The sequence below is a fragment of the Streptomyces sp. NPDC012835 genome, from assembly GCF_042900885.1.
Lineage (GTDB): Bacteria > Actinomycetota > Actinomycetes > Streptomycetales > Streptomycetaceae > Streptomyces.
Window position 1 is genome coordinate 767,608 of record NZ_JBIBBW010000002.1, and the last position, 17,313, is coordinate 784,920.

General features: G+C 71.2%; 12 protein-coding genes. 1 reads left to right on the forward strand and 11 read right to left on the reverse strand.

What is annotated here, in order from left to right:
- Window positions 1-49: 49 nt before the first annotated feature.
- A complete protein-coding gene (gene rfbC / locus ACFY6S_RS10910; RefSeq protein ID WP_388830311.1) occupies window positions 50-649 on the forward strand; it encodes a dTDP-4-dehydrorhamnose 3,5-epimerase in 600 nt (199 codons plus the stop codon).
- A 252-nt stretch (window positions 650-901) separates the two neighbouring features.
- Here rfbC and ACFY6S_RS10915 read toward each other — a convergent pair whose 3' ends face one another.
- The 11 genes from ACFY6S_RS10915 to ACFY6S_RS10965 form a co-directional block, all read right to left on the reverse strand.
- Window positions 902-1,669: a class I SAM-dependent methyltransferase gene (locus ACFY6S_RS10915; protein ID WP_388825788.1), complete on the reverse strand. Its 768-nt coding sequence runs from the start codon at window positions 1,667-1,669 to the stop codon at window positions 902-904.
- A gap of 109 nt (window positions 1,670-1,778) precedes the next feature.
- Window positions 1,779-2,678: a dTDP-4-dehydrorhamnose reductase gene (gene rfbD / locus ACFY6S_RS10920; protein ID WP_388825785.1), complete on the reverse strand. Its 900-nt coding sequence runs from the start codon at window positions 2,676-2,678 to the stop codon at window positions 1,779-1,781.
- The gene (gene rfbB / locus ACFY6S_RS10925; protein WP_388825782.1) at window positions 2,675-3,661 is read right to left on the reverse strand and encodes a dTDP-glucose 4,6-dehydratase; all 987 of its coding nucleotides are present in this window, start codon (window positions 3,659-3,661) and stop codon (window positions 2,675-2,677) included. Before rfbB ends, rfbD begins: the two co-directional genes overlap by 4 nt.
- Window positions 3,658-4,725, reverse strand: a complete 1,068-nt coding sequence (locus ACFY6S_RS10930; RefSeq protein ID WP_388825779.1) for a glucose-1-phosphate thymidylyltransferase — start codon at window positions 4,723-4,725, stop codon at window positions 3,658-3,660. The genes rfbB and ACFY6S_RS10930 overlap by 4 nt, the downstream gene beginning before the upstream one ends.
- Before the next feature lie 294 nt (window positions 4,726-5,019).
- Entirely contained in the window at window positions 5,020-6,258 is a 1,239-nt protein-coding gene (locus ACFY6S_RS10935) for a glycosyltransferase family 2 protein (RefSeq protein ID WP_388825776.1), read from the reverse strand.
- Between the two features lie 197 nt (window positions 6,259-6,455).
- Window positions 6,456-8,570, reverse strand: coding sequence for a hypothetical protein (locus tag ACFY6S_RS10940; RefSeq protein WP_388825773.1), 2,115 nt, complete (start codon window positions 8,568-8,570; stop codon window positions 6,456-6,458).
- A gap of 137 nt (window positions 8,571-8,707) precedes the next feature.
- Window positions 8,708-10,213 (reverse strand): SDR family NAD(P)-dependent oxidoreductase, encoded by a 1,506-nt coding sequence (locus ACFY6S_RS10945; protein WP_388825770.1) that lies wholly within the window; start codon window positions 10,211-10,213, stop codon window positions 8,708-8,710.
- A 298-nt stretch (window positions 10,214-10,511) separates the two neighbouring features.
- Window positions 10,512-11,948, reverse strand: a complete 1,437-nt coding sequence (gene obgE / locus ACFY6S_RS10950) for a GTPase ObgE (RefSeq protein ID WP_388825767.1) — start codon at window positions 11,946-11,948, stop codon at window positions 10,512-10,514.
- Between the two features lie 135 nt (window positions 11,949-12,083).
- A complete protein-coding gene (gene rpmA, locus ACFY6S_RS10955) occupies window positions 12,084-12,338 on the reverse strand; it encodes a 50S ribosomal protein L27 (protein WP_114621967.1) in 255 nt (84 codons plus the stop codon).
- 14 nt (window positions 12,339-12,352) lie between these two features.
- Window positions 12,353-12,673, reverse strand: a complete 321-nt coding sequence (gene rplU, locus ACFY6S_RS10960; protein WP_097869286.1) for a 50S ribosomal protein L21 — start codon at window positions 12,671-12,673, stop codon at window positions 12,353-12,355.
- A gap of 292 nt (window positions 12,674-12,965) precedes the next feature.
- Entirely contained in the window at window positions 12,966-17,213 is a 4,248-nt protein-coding gene (locus ACFY6S_RS10965; RefSeq protein WP_388825762.1) for an Rne/Rng family ribonuclease, read from the reverse strand.
- Window positions 17,214-17,313: the final 100 nt, after the last annotated feature.

A 17,313-nucleotide genomic window follows, 5' to 3' on the forward strand; every position in this document is an offset into this window, starting at 1 on the left:
TGCCGGCCGCCGACAGCGACTCCCCGTGACAGAACAAGGATGTGATCAGATGCAACCGCTTTCGATCGAAGGCTCCTGGGTGCATGAGCCGAAGATCTTCGCGGACCGCCGCGGCAGTTTCCACGAGTGGTTCGGCGCGGAGGAGTTCGCCAAGCTGGTGGGCCATCCGCTGAACCTCGCCCAGGCGAACTGCTCCGTCTCCAGCCGCGGCACACTGCGCGGCATCCATTTCGCCGATGTGCCGCCCAGCCAGGCCAAGTACGTGAAGTGCGTGCGCGGTACGGTGCTCGACGTGGTCGTGGACATCCGGGTCGGCTCCCCGACGTACCGGCGCTGGGAGGCCGTCACGCTGGACGACGTGGACCACCGCGCGGTCTATCTGTCCGAGGGTCTCGGACACGCCTTCATGGCGCTGACCGATGACGCGACCGTGGTCTATCTCTGCTCCGAGGGGTACGCCCCGCAGCGCGAGCACGGCGTCAATCCGCTGGACCCGGCGCTCGGCATCGAGTGGCCCGAGTCCGTCCGCCCGCTGCTGTCCGACAAGGACGCGGCCGCCCCGACGCTCGCCGAGGCCGAGGCCCAGGGCCTGCTGCCGTCGTACGAGAACTGCCGGGCGTACCAGGCGGAGTTGGCCGCGCGCGGCTGAACCGGCCGGCCACGGTGGCGGGGGCCCGCCGCCCCCCCCCCCCGCCCCGGCCCCCCCCCCCCCCGGCCCCCCCCGGGGGGGGGCCCCCCGCGGGGGCCCCCGTTCAAGGGCGCCGGGCCCGACGCCGCGCGGGCGCGGCGCGCGGGGGGGGGGGGGGGGGGGGGGGGGGGCCGGGGGCGGCGGGGGGGGGGGGCCCGGGCCCCCCCCCCCCCCCCCCCCCCCCCCGCCACCGTCCTGTCCACCGGTCCGGCGTCAGCCCGTGATCGCCTCGATCTGCCGGCGCAGCGGCACGAAGGCCGAGCGCGAGCGGCGCAGGTTGCGGGCCCGGACCAGACCGGGCCAGAAGCCGGCCCCGAGCAGCGCCTCGGGCCGCACGGCGTTCTTGCGGACGAGCACCTCCTGCGGCACGTCCTGGGGGTCGGGGACGACGTACTCCTCGATGATCTTGTCGTACGCGTTCTTCAGCACCGTGGACTCGGAGTTGGCGCCGAAGACGGCCACCACCCCGGTCGGCGCGGTGTCGATGTCGACCACCAGCAGGTCGGGGCGGTAGCGCCGCAGCACCTGGGCGACCTTGTAGACGTCACCGGCCCAGAACTTGGTGTGCCGGTCGCGGGCGGCCTCGTCCACGTCACGCGGCAGCATGTCGTCCAGCAGGATCACGCTGGACCAGCGGGAGTGCCTCTCGACATTCATGAAGTCGCGCAGCGCGTACTCGAAGAGGTGCATGCCGTCGATGAAGGCCAGCTCCAGCTTCGGGTCGCCGCCGAGCAGATTGACCGGGTCGCGGCGGGCCAGCGCGCGGAACGGGTTGCGGCCGTTGCGCAGATGGATCAGCGGGTCCTTGCGGGCGAAGAAGTCGTCGCTGGTGGCCCTGACCAGATGGACATCGCAGCTGATGTCCGTGACCACCCGGAAAGCCGGGTCGACAGCCACCGAGGGAACCCGGGACAGCGCCAGACTGCGCCCGTCGTTTACCCCGATTTCCAGATAGGTACGGGGTTTGTACACACGGTGCATATGGCGCAAGAAGCCGTGGCGATCCACGTAAAGGGCCCTTCACTGAGAATCAACAACCAGAGAATGATTCTCAGCGAACTTAGTGGGAAATAGCCCCGTACGTAAACATCTACCGGCCGGTAACACCCATGTGGCGCTCGGCTCTCAGCAATTCGGGAAGCGCCTCGGTGAGTGCGGAACGCCAATCCCTGATGGGGTCGATTCCGGCCGACTTCCACGCGTCGTGCGCCAGCACGCTGTACGCGGGCCGCGGCGCGGGCCGTACGAAGGCCGCGCTGGTCGTCGGACGGACCCGCTCCGGGTCGGCGCCCAGCTGCCGGAAGATCTCCCGGGTGAAGCCGAACCAGCTGGTCTCGCCGCCGCTGGTGCCGTGGTAGACACCGGGCGCTGCCGTCCCCGCGAGGGCCGCCCGGCCCAACCGGACCAGCCGGTCGGCGAGATCGGCCGTCCAGGTGGGCTGACCGCGCTGGTCGTCCACCACGTCCAGGGTGTCCTTGACGGACTCCAGCTTGATCATCGTGCGGACGAAGTTGCCGCCGCCCGCCCCGTACAGCCACGCCGTACGCACGACGTAGCCACGCTCGGGGAGCGTGTCGAGCACCGCGCGCTCCCCCGCCAGCTTGGTACGCCCGTAGGCGCTGTGCGGGCCGGTCGGGGCGTCCTCCGCGTACGGCGTGCCCGCGTCGCCGGGGAAGACGTAGTCCGTGGAGATCTGGAGCAGCACGGCACCCGACTCCCGGCACGCCTCGGCGAGGACCCTCGGTCCGGTGCCGTTGACGGCGAGCGCCTCGGGCTCCCTGGTCTCCGCGTCGTCCACGGCGGTCCAGGCGGCGCAGTTGACCACCACGGCGGGTGCGTGGGTGTCGAGGGCCGCGCGTACGGCGGCGGGGTCGGTGATGTCGAGCGCGGCGCGGTCGAGCCCGGCCGTCCGCTCCCCCTCGGCGTCGAGCCGGGCGAGCAGGTCCTGGCCGAGCATCCCGCCGGAACCGGTGACCAGCCAGGCGCTCACAGCGCGGCCCTGGCCTTCAGCGGCTCCCACCAGGCGCGGTTCTCGCGGTACCACTCCACGGTCTCGGCGAGGCCGGTGGCGAAGTCCTTGCGCGGCTCGTACCCCAGCTCGTCGCGGATCTTGGAGCAGTCGACGGAGTAGCGGCGGTCGTGGCCCTTGCGGTCGGTGACGTACTCGACGCTGGTGTCCCAGTCGGCTCCGCACGCCTCCAGCAGCAGCCCGGTCAGCTCCTTGTTGGAGAGTTCGGTGCCGCCGCCGATGTTGTAGACCTGGCCGGCCCGGCCCTTCGTACGGACCAGCTCGATGCCCTGGACGTGGTCGTCGATGTGCAGCCAGTCGCGGATGTTCCCGCCGTCCCCGTACAGCGGGACCTTCTTGCCGTCGAGCAGGTTGGTGATGAACAGCGGGATGACCTTCTCGGGGAAGTGGTGGTGCCCGTAGTTGTTGGAGCAGCGGGTCACCCGCACGTCGAGGCCGTGGGTGCGGTGGTACGAGAGGGCGATCAGATCGCTGGACGCCTTCGCCGAGGAGTAGGGCGAGTTGGGTTCCAGCGGGTGGGTCTCGGGCCAGGACCCCTCGTCGATCGAGCCGTAGACCTCGTCGGTGGAGATGTGCACGAAGGTACGGACCCCGGCGCGGTGGGCGGCGGCGATCAGCGTGTGCGTGCCGACGACATTGGTGCGGACGAACTCCGCGCCGCCGTCGATGGAGCGGTCCACGTGCGACTCGGCGGCGAAGTGCACCACCTGGTCGTGCTCGGCCATCAGCCTGCCGACGAGTTCGGCGTCGCAGATGTCGCCCTGGACGAAGGCGAATCCGGGGTGGTCGCGCACCTCGTCGAGGTTGGCCGGGTTGCCCGCGTAGGTCAGGCTGTCGAGGACCGTGATCCGGACGTCGCCGGGCCCCTGGGGGCCGAGCACCGTACGGACGTAGTGCGAGCCGATGAAGCCCGCACCTCCGGTCACGAGAATCCTGTCGGTCATGAGGAGATCTGCACCTTGCTGTGGTCGCCGAGGACGAGTCGGTGGGCGGACGGGGTACGGGGCGCGGGGGTGATCTCGACGTCCCGGCCGATCAGCGATGCCTGCACCCGGCGCACGCCGGTGATGGAGGAGCCGCGCAGGACGATGGAGTACTCGATCTCGCTGTCCTCGATCCTGCACCCTTCCGAGATGGACGTGAAGGGGCCGACATAGGCGTCGTGGACCACGGTGTCCGCGCCGATGATCGCGGGACCGACGATACGGCTTCCGGTGACCCGCGCGCCCGCCTCGATCCTGACCCGCCCTATGATCTCGGTCGCCTCGTCCACGCTGCCGTCGCGGCAGGGCTCCACGGTCTCCAGCACGGAGCGGTTGACCTCCAGCATGTCGGTGACGTTGCCGGTGTCCTTCCAGTACCCGGAGATGGTGGTGGAGCGCACGTCGCGCCGCTGGTCGATCAGCCACTGGATGGCGTGCGTGATCTCCAGCTCGCCCCGCCAGGAGGGCTCGATGGCGCGCACGGCCTCGTGGACGGCCGGAGTGAAGAGGTAGACGCCGACGAGCGCGAGATCGCTCTTGGGCTCCGCGGGCTTCTCCTCCAGGGCCACCACCCTTCCCTCGGCGTCCAGTTCGGCCACGCCGAAGGAGGTCGGGTTGGGCACCTTCGTCAGCAGGATCTGCGCGTCGGGCCGCTCCTCGCGGAAGCCGTCCACCAGACCGCTGATGCCGCCGACGATGAAGTTGTCCCCGAGGTACATCACGAAGTCGTCGTCGCCGAGGAAGTCCCGGGCGATGAGGACGGCGTGGGCGAGTCCGAGGGGGGCGTCCTGCTGGAGGTAGGTGACCTCTATGCCGAACCGGGAGCCGTCGCCGACGGCCTCCTTGATCTCCTCGGCGGTGTCCCCGACGATGACGCCGACCTCCGTGATGCCCGCCTCGGCGATGGACTCCAGGCCGTAGAAGAGAACCGGCTTGTTCGCCACGGGGACGAGCTGTTTCGCGGAGGTGTGCGTGATCGGGCGCAGGCGGGTGCCCGCCCCGCCGGACAGTACGAGTGCCTTCACGGTCCCCATCCCCTGCTGATCTTCGATGCCGCCGGGCTCCGCCCGACCGGTCCGATTTTACCCACCATCTCCATTAAGGGACGCTGTTGGCCGTCTTGGACGGGTGAATCGGGGGCGCACGGGGGTGCGTTCCGGAGCTGGCGCGCGCGGGCGAGCGCCGGTCCGGTACCACCGGCGGTGTTGCTGTCGTCCCTGTCGGGTGCCCGTCCGGGCCACGCCCATGCGGCCCGGACAGAAGCGGATCGTTCGCTGGTCCGGAAGCGCCGGGTCACCTGTCGTCCGGACGGAAGCGGGTCACGCGACGCGGTTGCGCAGCGTCGCCAGGGCCTGTGCCTGGGCGCGCAAGCGGCGTCCGACCCTGCGCGCCAGCGACTTGCGTCGGCGTACGTCCTTGGGCGCCTCGATGCGCCGCAGCCCCGGCTTGCCCAGCCAGTCGGGCACGGTCACCTCGTACATCTCCTCCGATATTCCGGAGGACTTGTCCCCGAAGTGCGGGAAGACGAGATGGGGCGCGCGGTCCCGGCCGCGGTGGACCACCTCGGGAACGGTCTCCGCCTTGACGAAGGCCAGCATGTCCGCCAGCAGATCGAGCCGGCCCAGGGCCACGCACTGCAACCGCAGCCGTTCGGCGACCTTGATGCGCCGGGCGACGCCGGGGGTCCAGTAGCGCTCCATCAGCGGCGCCGCGAGTTCCAGCTTGTGCCGCTGGATCTTCTTCGGCTGCTTGAGGACGCCGTGGCCGAACTGCTGGATCAGTCCGACGGTGAAGGGTCTGACCATCAGCTGATCGCGCTTCGGGCCCGCCGGCACCAGGTCGGTGATGAGCGCCATCAGCGCACCGGCCGAATCGAACCGGAGCGTATAACTGCCGCTCTTGGTCACGTGTTTGCCGTCGTCCCGGCCGACCAGGTAATAGCAGGTGTAATCCGCTATGACGGAGACACCCTTGCCCCGGATGTACGCCTCCAGGGTGAAGAGGGCGTCCTCACCGGTCTTCAGCCCCTCGTCGAACCGCAGATCCAGCCGCTCGACGAGCGCGCGCCGGAACAGCTTCTGCGCGCTCAGCGTGTAGATCACCTTCGAGTCGTAGATGTCGACGCGCTCGGCGGTACGGCGCCACATCGACCCGGGCGCGCCCCTGTTCACGCCCTCGACCTTGCCGAGCACCACGTCCGTACCGGCGCGGTCGGCCATGGCGACCATCCGCTCCAGGGATTCCTCGGCGAAATAGTCGTCCGCGTCGAGGAAGAAGAGATAGCGCCCCCGGGCCAGGCCGATGCCCACGTTGCGCGGCCCGCTGGGGCCGCCCGAATTGGCCTGGCGTACCACCCTGGTCGGGATGGCGGTCCTGGCCGCGAATTCCTCCAGATATTCCCCCGTGCCGTCGGTCGAGCCGTCGTCGATGGCGACGATCTCGATGCGGTCGGCGCCCAGGGTCTGGGCCTCGACCGATTCCAGGCAGCGGATCAAGTAGGGCATTGCCTCATATGCCCCGACGATCACACTCACATCAGGAGCAGATTTATCGTTCATCGGAAAGGAAGACAAGTTGTAGCGATTGTTGGTTGTCTTCCCCTGTTCACCATTCTCTGTGAGTGCCGTCACACGGCTCTGATACCCCGTCGAGCCCATGGCGCCGGCCCGGACGACGACAGGCCCGGTGGGCCGCCGTCGAGGCGCCCCACCGGGCCTGTCGTACCGTTCCCGCCGTCCCTCGCGGGCCGGCCGGGCTATCCGCGTACCGGGGAGTCCAGGTCATTGACCTCGGGCTCGGCGGCCGGCGCGGAGTCGTCCGGCGGCGGCGCGCTCTCCGGCTCGGCGAGCCGCTGCTCGACGCCCGCGTTGCGGACCTGTGCCTTCTCGGCCAGCTCCCGGTTCGCCGCGTTGAACTGCTCCATCGACGTCGGTTCGTCGGGGCCCAGCAGATACCGCTTCAGCTCGGTACGGGCCCGGGCCTGCCGGTCGGCGGCCGGGTCGGCCACCGCCGCGAGCAACTCGTCCAGTTCCGCCGCGCTGTTGGAGAGGACGACGGCGGCCCGTACGGCGGTGTTCTGCCGCTTGAACTCCTCGACGCCCAGCTCGGCGGAGTCGGTGACCGCGTACGGCTTGCCGCTCGCGATGAAGTCCGAGACCACGCTGGAGATGTCGGAGACCATGGCGTCGGACTGGTTGAAGCAGTCGTACAGCTTCGGGTCGGGACCGGTGACGACGCGGTGCTCCCAGTAGCCGAAGGACTTCCAGAAGGCGTCGTTCCACTCGATACGCAGCCGCTTGGCCTCGTCCAGCTCGCGCTGGTCCGCCACGGAGGTGCGCGACCGCTCCGCCTCGTCGCCGCCGACCCGGGCCGACCCGTCCAGCTCCGCGAGGCGCGTCTCGGTACGGACCAACACGGCGCGTGCGGCGCTCTGTTCGGACCGTGCCGCCTCGGCGGCCTCGGCCCAGCGGGGCTCGGTCAGCCGCGCGGCCGTGGCCTCGGCGAGCATGGCCGTGATGCGCTCGTGGACGTCCTTGGCCTTGCGGTCACGGATGCCGGTGAACGGGTGCGGCTTGTAGATGACCCGGACCGGCCGCTCGGCGGCCAGCAGCCGCCGGACGATGTTCTCCCCGGCCAGCAGCAGCGAGGTGTTGCCGGGGTTGTCGTCCCAGCCCTCCCAGGTGGGCGCGTACAGCACGGTGGGGATCGGGTTCCTCGCCGTGCCGTCCCCCGGCTGGATCGGCGCCAGCTGCGGCCGCCCCACCTCGACGATGTCCTCGTCACGCACACCGACGTCGGCCAGCGCGTAGCGGTCGCGGCCGGCCCGGCCCGCGGTCCACACCTCGTCGTACACCTTGCTGTACGGGTTGACGCTGGCGAGCTTGTCGCTGTCGCCGTGGCCGATGAAGACGTGCTTCATGGTCGGCACGCGCAGCAGGTGGATGTTCTTGCCGACGTTGGCCGCGTACAGCGCCACCCGGACCGTGGAGAGGTCCATGTTCATCAGATGCGTCCCGCCGGGCACGCAGATCACCGGCACCGACGTCGGGGCGAGCTGGGCGGCGATGCCGCGCTCACGCAGGATGATCAACGGCTTGCCGTCGATCTGCTCCATGGTCTCCAGCCACATGTTGACCTGGTAGACCGACTCCTTGGATCCGGAGAAATAGAGCACCACGGTGGGCCGGTACGCGCGCAGCCAGTCGTCCACCGCGGCGAGCACCCTGCCCGCCGCCGGGACGCGACGGCGCCGGCGCAGGTTCAGCACGAGCGCGGCGACGTAGAGCAGACCGAGGCCGAGCGTGAGGCTCACGCCCACGTAGCCGTAGACGTAGTCGCCGGTCCAGGCGGCGACGATCAGACCGGCCACCGCGGGGAGGTCGAGGTGGAGCATCTTCTCGCCGGAGCGGCGCAGCAGCGCGGCCGGCGGGGCGTCGGGGATGCTCAGGGCGCTCAGGTCGACGTTGCGGGTGGCGACCGGCATGGTGCGGCGCAGCCGGATCAGGGTCACCAGCGCGCCGTGACAGACCTGGAGGGCGTAGAAGACCAGGAAGCCGCCGAGCATGACGTAGAAGATGATGCGGTCGGCGAGGTCGAGCCGCGCCACGAGCAGGACCAGCAGCAGCTGACGCACGAGGAAACGGATCGACAGTCCGGCCCGGACCTTCTGGAGCCGGTTGACCAGGTAACTGCCACGCATATGCAGAAAACGGTCGGCTCCGTAGGTCACGGCCGAGGCCGCGGCGAAGAAGCCGAGATTCGGAATCAGTGCGGCGAGCAGCACGCACGGATAGCCCAGGCCCAGCAGGACTGCTGCGGCCAGCTCGGACCGGCTGCCCACGCGGGCCAGTCGAATGGCGGTCGAAATCACGAAGAACCTGCTCCAGGGGGTGCCGGCTGTTTCACATTTCAAAGAAAGTGTGAAGGTGAGGCTTTACGCATTCGGGCCCCTGCGATACACCGGAAAGTGGTCGCAAAGGCCCGAGACACGTAAGTTGTGGGGAATTATTACACATCTTCCTGACGGTCCAGCACGGCGGCCAGCGCCTGCTCGAAGTCGGACGCCTGGGAGGCGCCGCGCGTCGGATCCTGCTGCCGTACGTCGATCACATGGCCGGTCAGCTCGGAGAGCAGCACGTCCAGGGAGGTCTTGGCGACCGCCTCGGAGGAGAGCAGCGACCCCTCGGGCTCCTGACCGAACGCCTTGGTGCGCATGGGCGTCGCGGTGCGCTCGGGGTTGACGCAGTTGACCCGGATTCCCTCGCCGGCCCATTCGTCCGAGAGCGCCTGGGTGAGGTTCACCATGGCCGCCTTCGTGGACGAGTAGAGGCTGTACTCGGCCCGGCCCCTGGTGTAGCTGCTGGAGGTGTAGAGCAGCAGCTGCCCCTTGGTCTCCACCAGGTACTTGTACGAGGCGCGCGCGATCTGCACCGGGGCCAGGTAGTTGACGTTCAGCGCTTCCTGGATGGTGGTGTTGTCGGTCTCGGCCAGCTTGCCGATCCGCAGCACGCCCGCGGTGTTGATCACGTAGTCGATGCGGCCGGTCTCGCCGTAGGCACGGGACAGCGCGTCGTCGACGTGCTCCGGGTTCTCCACGTGCGTCCCGGTGGTGGAGCGGCCCAGCGCGTAGACCTTCGCGCCGTAGCTCTCGGCGAGCTGCGCGATGTCGGCGCCGATGCCGTAGGAGCCGCCGAAGACGACCAGCGTCTTGTCGGCCAGCAGCTCACGGTAGGCGTCCTCGGAGACCTGCTGGGGAGCGGCGGTGGAGGCCAGCTGGAAAAGCTTGTCGGCGATGAAGACGTCGACCGGCTGGGTCACCTTCATGTTGTACTCGTCGCCCGCGACGACGTAGATCGGCACGTCGGGCAGGTACTTGAGCACCACGGAACAGTCGTCGGTGGCCTGGAAGTTGGGGTCCTCCGCCGCCACCTCGTACGCCCTGCGGACGGTGGAGAGCTTGAACGCCTGCGGGGTCTGGCCGCGCCGCAGCCGGGAGCGGTCGGGCACGTCCGTGATGAACTCGCCGTCGCCGCCGTGCGTGCGGGTCACGATGATGGTGTCGGCGGACGGGATCGCCACGTCCACGGCCTGGTAGCGGCCGAGCGCGTCCACGCAGTCCTTGATCACGCGCTGGGACAGCAGCGGGCGCACGGCGTCGTGGAACAGGACGTTGCGGTCCTCGCCCTCCGCCAGCCCCTCGCCGAGAGCGGCGATGGCGCGCTCGGTGGTCTCGTTGCGCGTCGCGCCGCCCTCGATGACCCGGGTGACCTTGGTCAGACCGGCCTTGGCGACGATCTTCTCCACGTCCGGCACGTAACCGGGCGCCATGAGCACGATCACGTCGTCGATCGAGTCGCTCTGCTCGAAGATCCACAGCGTGTGCTCGATGACGGCCTTCCCCGCGATCTTCAACAGCTGCTTCGGGATCGACAGACCCACACGCTGACCTGTACCGCCCGCCAGGACGACGGCGGTGGTGCGGGGCTTCGCGGGCGACGCGGAAGTTGCAGACACAGGACTGACCTACCTTGCGGGCTCAGAGGATGAAGCGATGGTCCCACCCGTGGCAATCCTCGTGCAAGGCGGACCACGACCGGCGGTCACCGGTGCGCAACCCCTGATTCACCTGCGACGACGAATGCGGCTCCGGGACGTACGACGGGGTGGTCAGTGAAGGACACCACATCAGTCTCACATGCGAGCACGGGGGGTCGCACATGAGTAGTCACACAGGGCGCCTCCCCGGCGACCTGGTGTGATAACGGGCGGTCACGGCATACGCCATGACCGCCCGCGCCCACCGGGAACCGGATCAGAAGGGCCGGAACTCGTCGTACTCCTTCTGCGAGTCGTCCCGCTCCGCGTCCCGGTCCCGGCGGCGCTGCGCCGCCGGACGGGGCTCCTCGAGCCGGTGGTCCTCGCCGCGGCGGCCGAGCATCTCGGCGCCCGCCATCATCGTCGGCTCCCAGTCGAAGACGACCGCGTCCTCCTCGGGGCCGATCGCCACGCCGTCGCCGGCCCGCGCGCCGGCCTTCATCAGCCGGTCCTCGACCCCGAGCCGGCTCAGCCGGTCCGCGAGGTAACCGACCGCCTCGTCGTTGCTGAAGTCGGTCTGCCGCACCCAGCGTTCGGGCTTCTCGCCGCGTACGCGGTAGATGCCGTCCTCCTCCAGCGTGACGGAGAAGCCGGCGTCGTCGACGGCCTTCGGACGGATGACGATCCGGGTCGCCTCCTCCTTCGGCCTGTCGGCACGGGCCTTGGCGACGATCTCGGCGAGCGCGAAGGACAGCTCCTTGAGCCCCATGTGCGCCACGGCGGAGACTTCGAGGACCTGATAGCCGCGCTGCTCCAGCTCGGGCCGGATCATCTCGGCGAGGTCCTTGCCGTCCGGGATGTCGATCTTGTTGAGGACGACGAAGCGCGGCCGGTCGGCGAGCCCGCCGTACTGCGTCAGCTCCTCCTCGATCACGTCGAGGTCGGTGAGCGGGTCACGGTCGGACTCCAGCGTGGCCGTGTCCAGGACGTGCACGAGGACGGAGCAGCGCTCGACGTGGCGCAGGAACTCCAGCCCCAGGCCACGGCCCTGGCTGGCGCCCGGGATCAGACCGGGGACGTCGGCGATGGTGTAGACGGTCGAACCGGCGGTGACCACACCGAGGTTGGGCACCAGCGTGGTGAACGGGTAGTCCGCGATCTTGGGCTTGGCCGCCGAGAGGACGGAGATCAGCGACGACTTCCCGGCGCTCGGGTAGCCGACGAGCGCCACGTCGGCGACCGTCTTCAGCTCCAGGACGACGTCCCCGCCCCGGCCGGGCTCGCCGAGCAGCGCGAAGCCGGGCGCCTTGCGACGGGCCGAGGCCAGCGCCGCGTTGCCCAGACCGCCCCGGCCGCCCTCGGCGGCGACGTAGGTGGTGCCCTCCCCGACCAGGTCGGCGAGGATGTTGCCGCGCTTGTCGAGGACGACGGTGCCGTCGGGCACCGGCAGGACGAGGTCCTGGCCGTCCTTGCCCGAGCGGTTGCCGCCCTCGCCCGGCTTGCCGTTGGTGGCCTTGCGGTGCGGCGAGTGGTGGTAGTCGAGCAGCGTGGTCACGGACTGGTCGACGACCAGGATGACATCCCCGCCCCGGCCGCCGTTGCCGCCGTCGGGGCCGCCGAGCGGCTTGAACTTCTCACGGTGTACGGAGGCGCAGCCGTGGCCTCCGTTACCCGCGGCGACATGCAGCTCGACGCGGTCCACGAAGGTGGTCATGGGGATTGCCTCCAGTACATACGGAAATGTCTTACGTCAGAACACGCGAAGGGCGGACCCGCTTCCCGTCTCCGGGAAGTGAGGTCCGCCCTCGCGAAGAAAACCGTTCTACAGCGTGCCCGTGCCGGAATCGGCTCAGGCGACCGGAACGATGTTCACGACCTTGCGGCCACGGCTGGTGCCGAACTCCACCGCGCCGGGGTTCAGCGCGAACAGCGTGTCGTCGCCGCCACGGCCGACGCCGGAACCGGGGTGGAAGTGCGTGCCGCGCTGGCGGACCAGGATCTCACCGGCGTTGACGACCTGACCGCCGAAGCGCTTCACGCCGAGCCGCTGAGCATTGGAATCGCGCCCGTTCCGAGTGGACGATGCGCCCTTCTTGTGTGCCATGTCTCCTCAGTCCCTTACTTCGCAGCCGCGGGGATGCCGGTGACCTTGATCGCCGTGTACTGCTGGCGGTGGCCCTGGCGACGGCGGTAGCCCGTCTTGTTCTTGTAGCGAAGGATGTCGATCTTCGCGCCCTTGTGGTGGTCCACGATCTCGGCCGTGACCTTGATGCCGTCCAGCACCCACGGGTCGCTGGTGACGGCGTCGCCGTCGACCACGAGCAGGGTCGAGAGCTCGACCGTGTCGCCAACCTTGGCGGTGGGAATCTTGTCAACCTCAACGATGTCGCCGACAGCAACCTTGTGCTGGCGACCACCGCTGCGCACGATGGCGTACACGCGGATCTCACTCTCGCTCGGAACGGAAACCCCTGATGCCAGCCGCTCACACGGCCCGGGGGCCGTGATGATCCGGAAAGGACGAGCGGCCTCTTCCGACCGCGCCGAAAGACGCCGGGAAGGTAGGTGCTCAGGGGTAGGCGCGCATACAAACACGCCGACGCTCAACAATACGGACCGCTTTCCGGGGGGTCAAACCGGGTCCGGCGGGCCGGGACGGCGCGGTGCCCCGCCCCGGAGTGTGGAACTCCTGGGCGGGGCACCGGTCCGTTCACCGACGTGCCACCGGGGTTCAGTCCTCGGTCGGCGCCGACACTCCGCGCGGCGACTGCTGCTCGGCCGCGGCGGTCTTCTTCGTCGTCGACTTGGCCGTGGTCTTCTTGGCCGTCGTCTTCTTCGCCGTGGCCTTCTTGGCGACCGTCTTCTTGGCCACCGCCTTCTTCGCGGGGGCCTTCTTGGCGGGCGCCTTCTTCGCCGGCGCCGTCTTGGCCGTCTTGGCGGTCTTGGCCGTCTTGCGGACCGCCTTCTTGGCCGGGGCGGCCTCCTCGTCGGCGGCGTCGGCGGCGGAGCCGTCCGACACGGCGGAGGTGTCCGCGGTCGGCTCCGCGGCCTCGGCGGACCGCACCGGCTCGGCGGCCGGCTCGGCCGGCTCCACCACGACGACGGCCGCTTCCTCCGCGCCCGACGGCGAGCCGGCGGGGGCGGTGGCCTTACGGGTCGCCCGGCGGCGCGCACGCGGCGGAGCGGCGGCGGGCGCCTCCTCGGCGGCGGGCGCCTCGGCCTCGGCCCGCGTGGCCGTCTCCGGCTCGGGCTCCGGCTCGCTCTCGGCGGGCGCCGAGGGCAGGACGACCTCGGCGTCCGCCGTGTCCACGGCCTTCGGCGATCCGGCCGGGGCCGACGCCTTACGGGTGGCCCGACGGCGCGTACGGCCCTGGGGGGCCGCCTCGGCGGCGGGTGCCTCCGGCTCGGCGGCCGGGGCGGCGGGAGCGGCGTCCTCGGCCCGCGCGGCGGCGGCCGGCGCCTCGGTCCCGGTCACATCCGCCCGCGGCTCCACCGGAGCGGTCTCGGCTTCCGCGGAGCGCGGCGCCCCGGCGGGGGCCGACGCCTTGCGCGACGCCCGGCGGCGGGACCGGCCGCGTACGGACGCCTCGGCCTCCGCGACGCTGCTGAACAGCTCCTCGTCGGGCGTGAACGCGGGCTCGGGCAGCGCGGCCGGAGCCGCCGCCTCCGCCGCGACCTCGGCCTCGGACTCGCTCTCCGTCACCGTGGCGGCCGTCTCGTGGTCGTGCTCGTGCTCGGTCCCCGAAGCGCCGCCGCGACCACGCTTCTTGGCGCGCTTGCCGTTGCCGCCACCGGACGCCGTGGGCTGCTCCATGTGGACGATCACGCCGCGGCCGTTGCAGTGGACGCAGGTCTCGGAGAACGACTCCAGCAGGCCCTGGCCGACCCGCTTACGGGTCATCTGGACGAGGCCCAGCGAGGTGACCTCGGCGACCTGGTGCTTCGTACGGTCCCGGCCCAGGCACTCCAGCAGCCGGCGCAGCACCAGATCGCGGTTGGACTCCAGCACCATGTCGATGAAGTCGATGACGACGATGCCGCCCAGGTCGCGCAGGCGCAGCTGCCGGACGATCTCCTCGGCCGCCTCCAGGTTGTTCCTGGTGACCGTCTCTTCGAGGTTGCCGCCCTGCCCGGTGAACTTCCCGGTGTTGACGTCGACCACGATCATGGCCTCGGTCTTGTCGATGACCAGCGAACCGCCGCTCGGCAGCCAGACCTTGCGGTCCAGTGCCTTCATCAGCTGCTCGTCGATCCGGTACGTCGCGAAGACGTCGACCTCGCTGGTCCAGCGCGACAGCCGGTCGGAGAGGTCGGGCGCGACATGCGCGACATAGCCGCTGATGGTCTGCCACGCGTCGGCACCGCTGACGATGACCTTCGAGAAGTCCTCGTTGAAGATGTCGCGGACGACCCGGACGGTCATGTCGGGCTCACCGTAGAGAAGGGTCGGCGCGTTGCCGCTCTTGGCCTTCTTCTTGATGTCCTCCCACTGCGCCTGGAGCCGCTCGACATCGCGGCGCAGCTCGTCCTCGCTGGCGCCCTCGGCTGCCGTACGGACGATGACGCCCGCGTCCTCGGGGACGATCTTCTTGAGGATGGTCTTCAGCCGGGCCCGCTCGGTGTCGGGCAGCTTGCGGCTGATGCCGGTCATCGAGCCTTCGGGCACGTACACGAGGTAGCGGCCGGGCAGCGAGACCTGGCTGGTCAGCCGGGCGCCCTTGTGGCCGATCGGGTCCTTCGTCACCTGGACGAGCACCGACTGGCCGGACTTGAGCGCGGTCTCGATGCGGCGCGGGCCGTTGGCCATGCCGAGCGCCTCGAAGTTGACCTCACCGGCGTACAGGACGGCATTGCGTCCCTTGCCGATGTCGACGAACGCGGCCTCCATGGAGGGCAGTACGTTCTGCACCTTGCCCAGGTAGACGTTGCCGACGTAGCTGGTGGCCTGCTCCTTGTTGACGTAGTGCTCGACGAGCACGTTGTCCTCGAGGACGCCGATCTGGGTGCGCTCGCCGCTCTGGCGGACGACCATCACCCGTTCGACGGCCTCGCGGCGGGCCAGGAACTCCGCCTCGGTGATGATCGGCACCCGGCGACGGCCCTGCTCGCGGCCCTCGCGGCGGCGCTGCTTCTTGGCTTCGAGCCGGGTCGAGCCCTTGATGGACTGCACCTCGTCGGCGCCGGTGCCCGGCTCGCGCTCGGTGGATTCCTTGGCGCGCCGCTCGCGCGGCTCGCGGACCTTGACGACCGTGCGCTCCGGGTCGTCCCCGTTCGAGCCGGAACCGGACTCGGCCTCGGCGCCGCTGTCGCCGCTGCGACGGCGCCTGCGCCGACGGCGGCGGCTGCTGGAGGAGCCGCCACCGGAGGCGGCCTCGGTGTCGTCGTGCTCGTCCTCGTCGGCCGGGGCGCTGTCGCGCTGGTCGTCGCGGTGGTCGTCCCGCTCGGCGTGCCCGTCGTCGGCGCGCTCGGCGGACTCCTCGTGGTGGTCGTCACCGCCCTGCTCGTCGCGGTCGGTGTCGTCCGCCGACTCGCCCCGGCGACGGCGCCGGCCGCCCCGGCGACGGCGGCGCGAGGGACGGTCCTCGAACTCGTCGGAGTCGTCGCCCTCGGCGGACCGCTCCGTCTCGGCGGCGGCCTCGGCGTCGTCGGTCTCCTCGGCGCTCTCGCGCGGCGCCCGGGCGGCGGGCGGCGCGGTCTCGGCGGGCTCCGCCGGGGCCTCGCCGCGACGGCGGCGCCTGCTGCGCCGGCCCGAGGGCTCGGGCGCGGCGGCCGGCTCGGGGGCGGCCACGGCGGCGGTCTCCTCGGTCTCCTCCTCGTCCGGCTCGTCCGCGTGTCCGTAACCGGCGGCGGCCATGGCGGCGGCGGTCTCCGGGGTCTGGAACATCGGCTCGGTGAAGACGGGGGCCTGGAAGACGGCGACGGCGGGGCGGGCCGCGCGGCGGCGCGAGCGCTCGGGAGCCTCGGTCCGCTCCTCCTTGGCCCTGCCGGTCTCCTTCGTGCGCTTCTCCTTGGCGGGCGCGGCCTTGGCGGGCTCCGCCTTCGCGGGCTCCGCCTTCGCGGGCTCCGCCTTCGCCGCGGGCGCGGCCGGCTCGCCCGTGGCGGGGGCAGCGGCGGCGGGCGCGGTCGCGGGAGAGGTGGCCCGGCGGCGCGTACGGCCCCGGGTGGCGGCCTTCTCGGCGGCCTGGACGTGCTCCTCGTCGGCGGCGATCCGGGCGACGGCCTCATCCGGCAGGCTCTCGCCCCGGGCGGCCCTGTCGCTGTCCGCCTCGACGGCCGGGGCGGCCTCGGCTGCCTCCGGCGCTCCGGCGGGTGCGGTGGCCCTGCGGGTGGCACGACGCCGGGCACGCGGCGCTGCGACCGGCTCCTCGGCCGGGCTCTCCTCGGCGGCGGGCGCTTCGGCGACCTGCACCGGCTCGGCGACGATCTCGGCAGCGGGCTCGGAGACGGTGGTCTCGGGGGCGGCGGCCTTACGGGTGGCGCGGCGACGCGCACGCGGCGCGGCGACCGGCTCCTCGGGGGCGGGCTCGGCGGCGGCCTCGGCCACCGGCTCGGGCGCCGTGGCGGGCTCGGCCGCGGCCGGCTCGGGCGCGGTGGTCTTACGGGTGGCGCGGCGGCGCGCACGCGGCGCGGCGACCGGCTCCTCGGCGGCAGCGGCGGGCTCGGCAGCGGTTTCGGCTGAAGCCTCTGCCACCGGCTCGGGCGCGGCGGTCTTGCGCGTCGCACGGCGGCGCGCACGCGGCGCTGCGACCGGCTCCTCGGCTGCGGAGGTCCTGGTCTCCGGCGCGCCCGTCTCGGCGGCCGGTGTGACGCTCTCCGTCACGCTTCCGGGGTTCTTGGCCTCGGCGGCGGCGGCCGGCGGTCCGGCCGGGCGGGACGCGGCGCGGCGCCTGCGGCGCGGCGGCAGCGTATCGCTGGGTGAGCTGTTCTCTTCGTCGGAGTTGGTGTTCCCGGGGGTGCCGGGTTCGATGGACTCGAGCATGCGGGCGTTCTCCCGTCACGCTCCCGGGCGCCGCGCCTGATTCCGGTCCGGCCGCGGCCCGCGCAGTGCGCGGATACCGCCGTCCGGGGCGCGGGCGCCG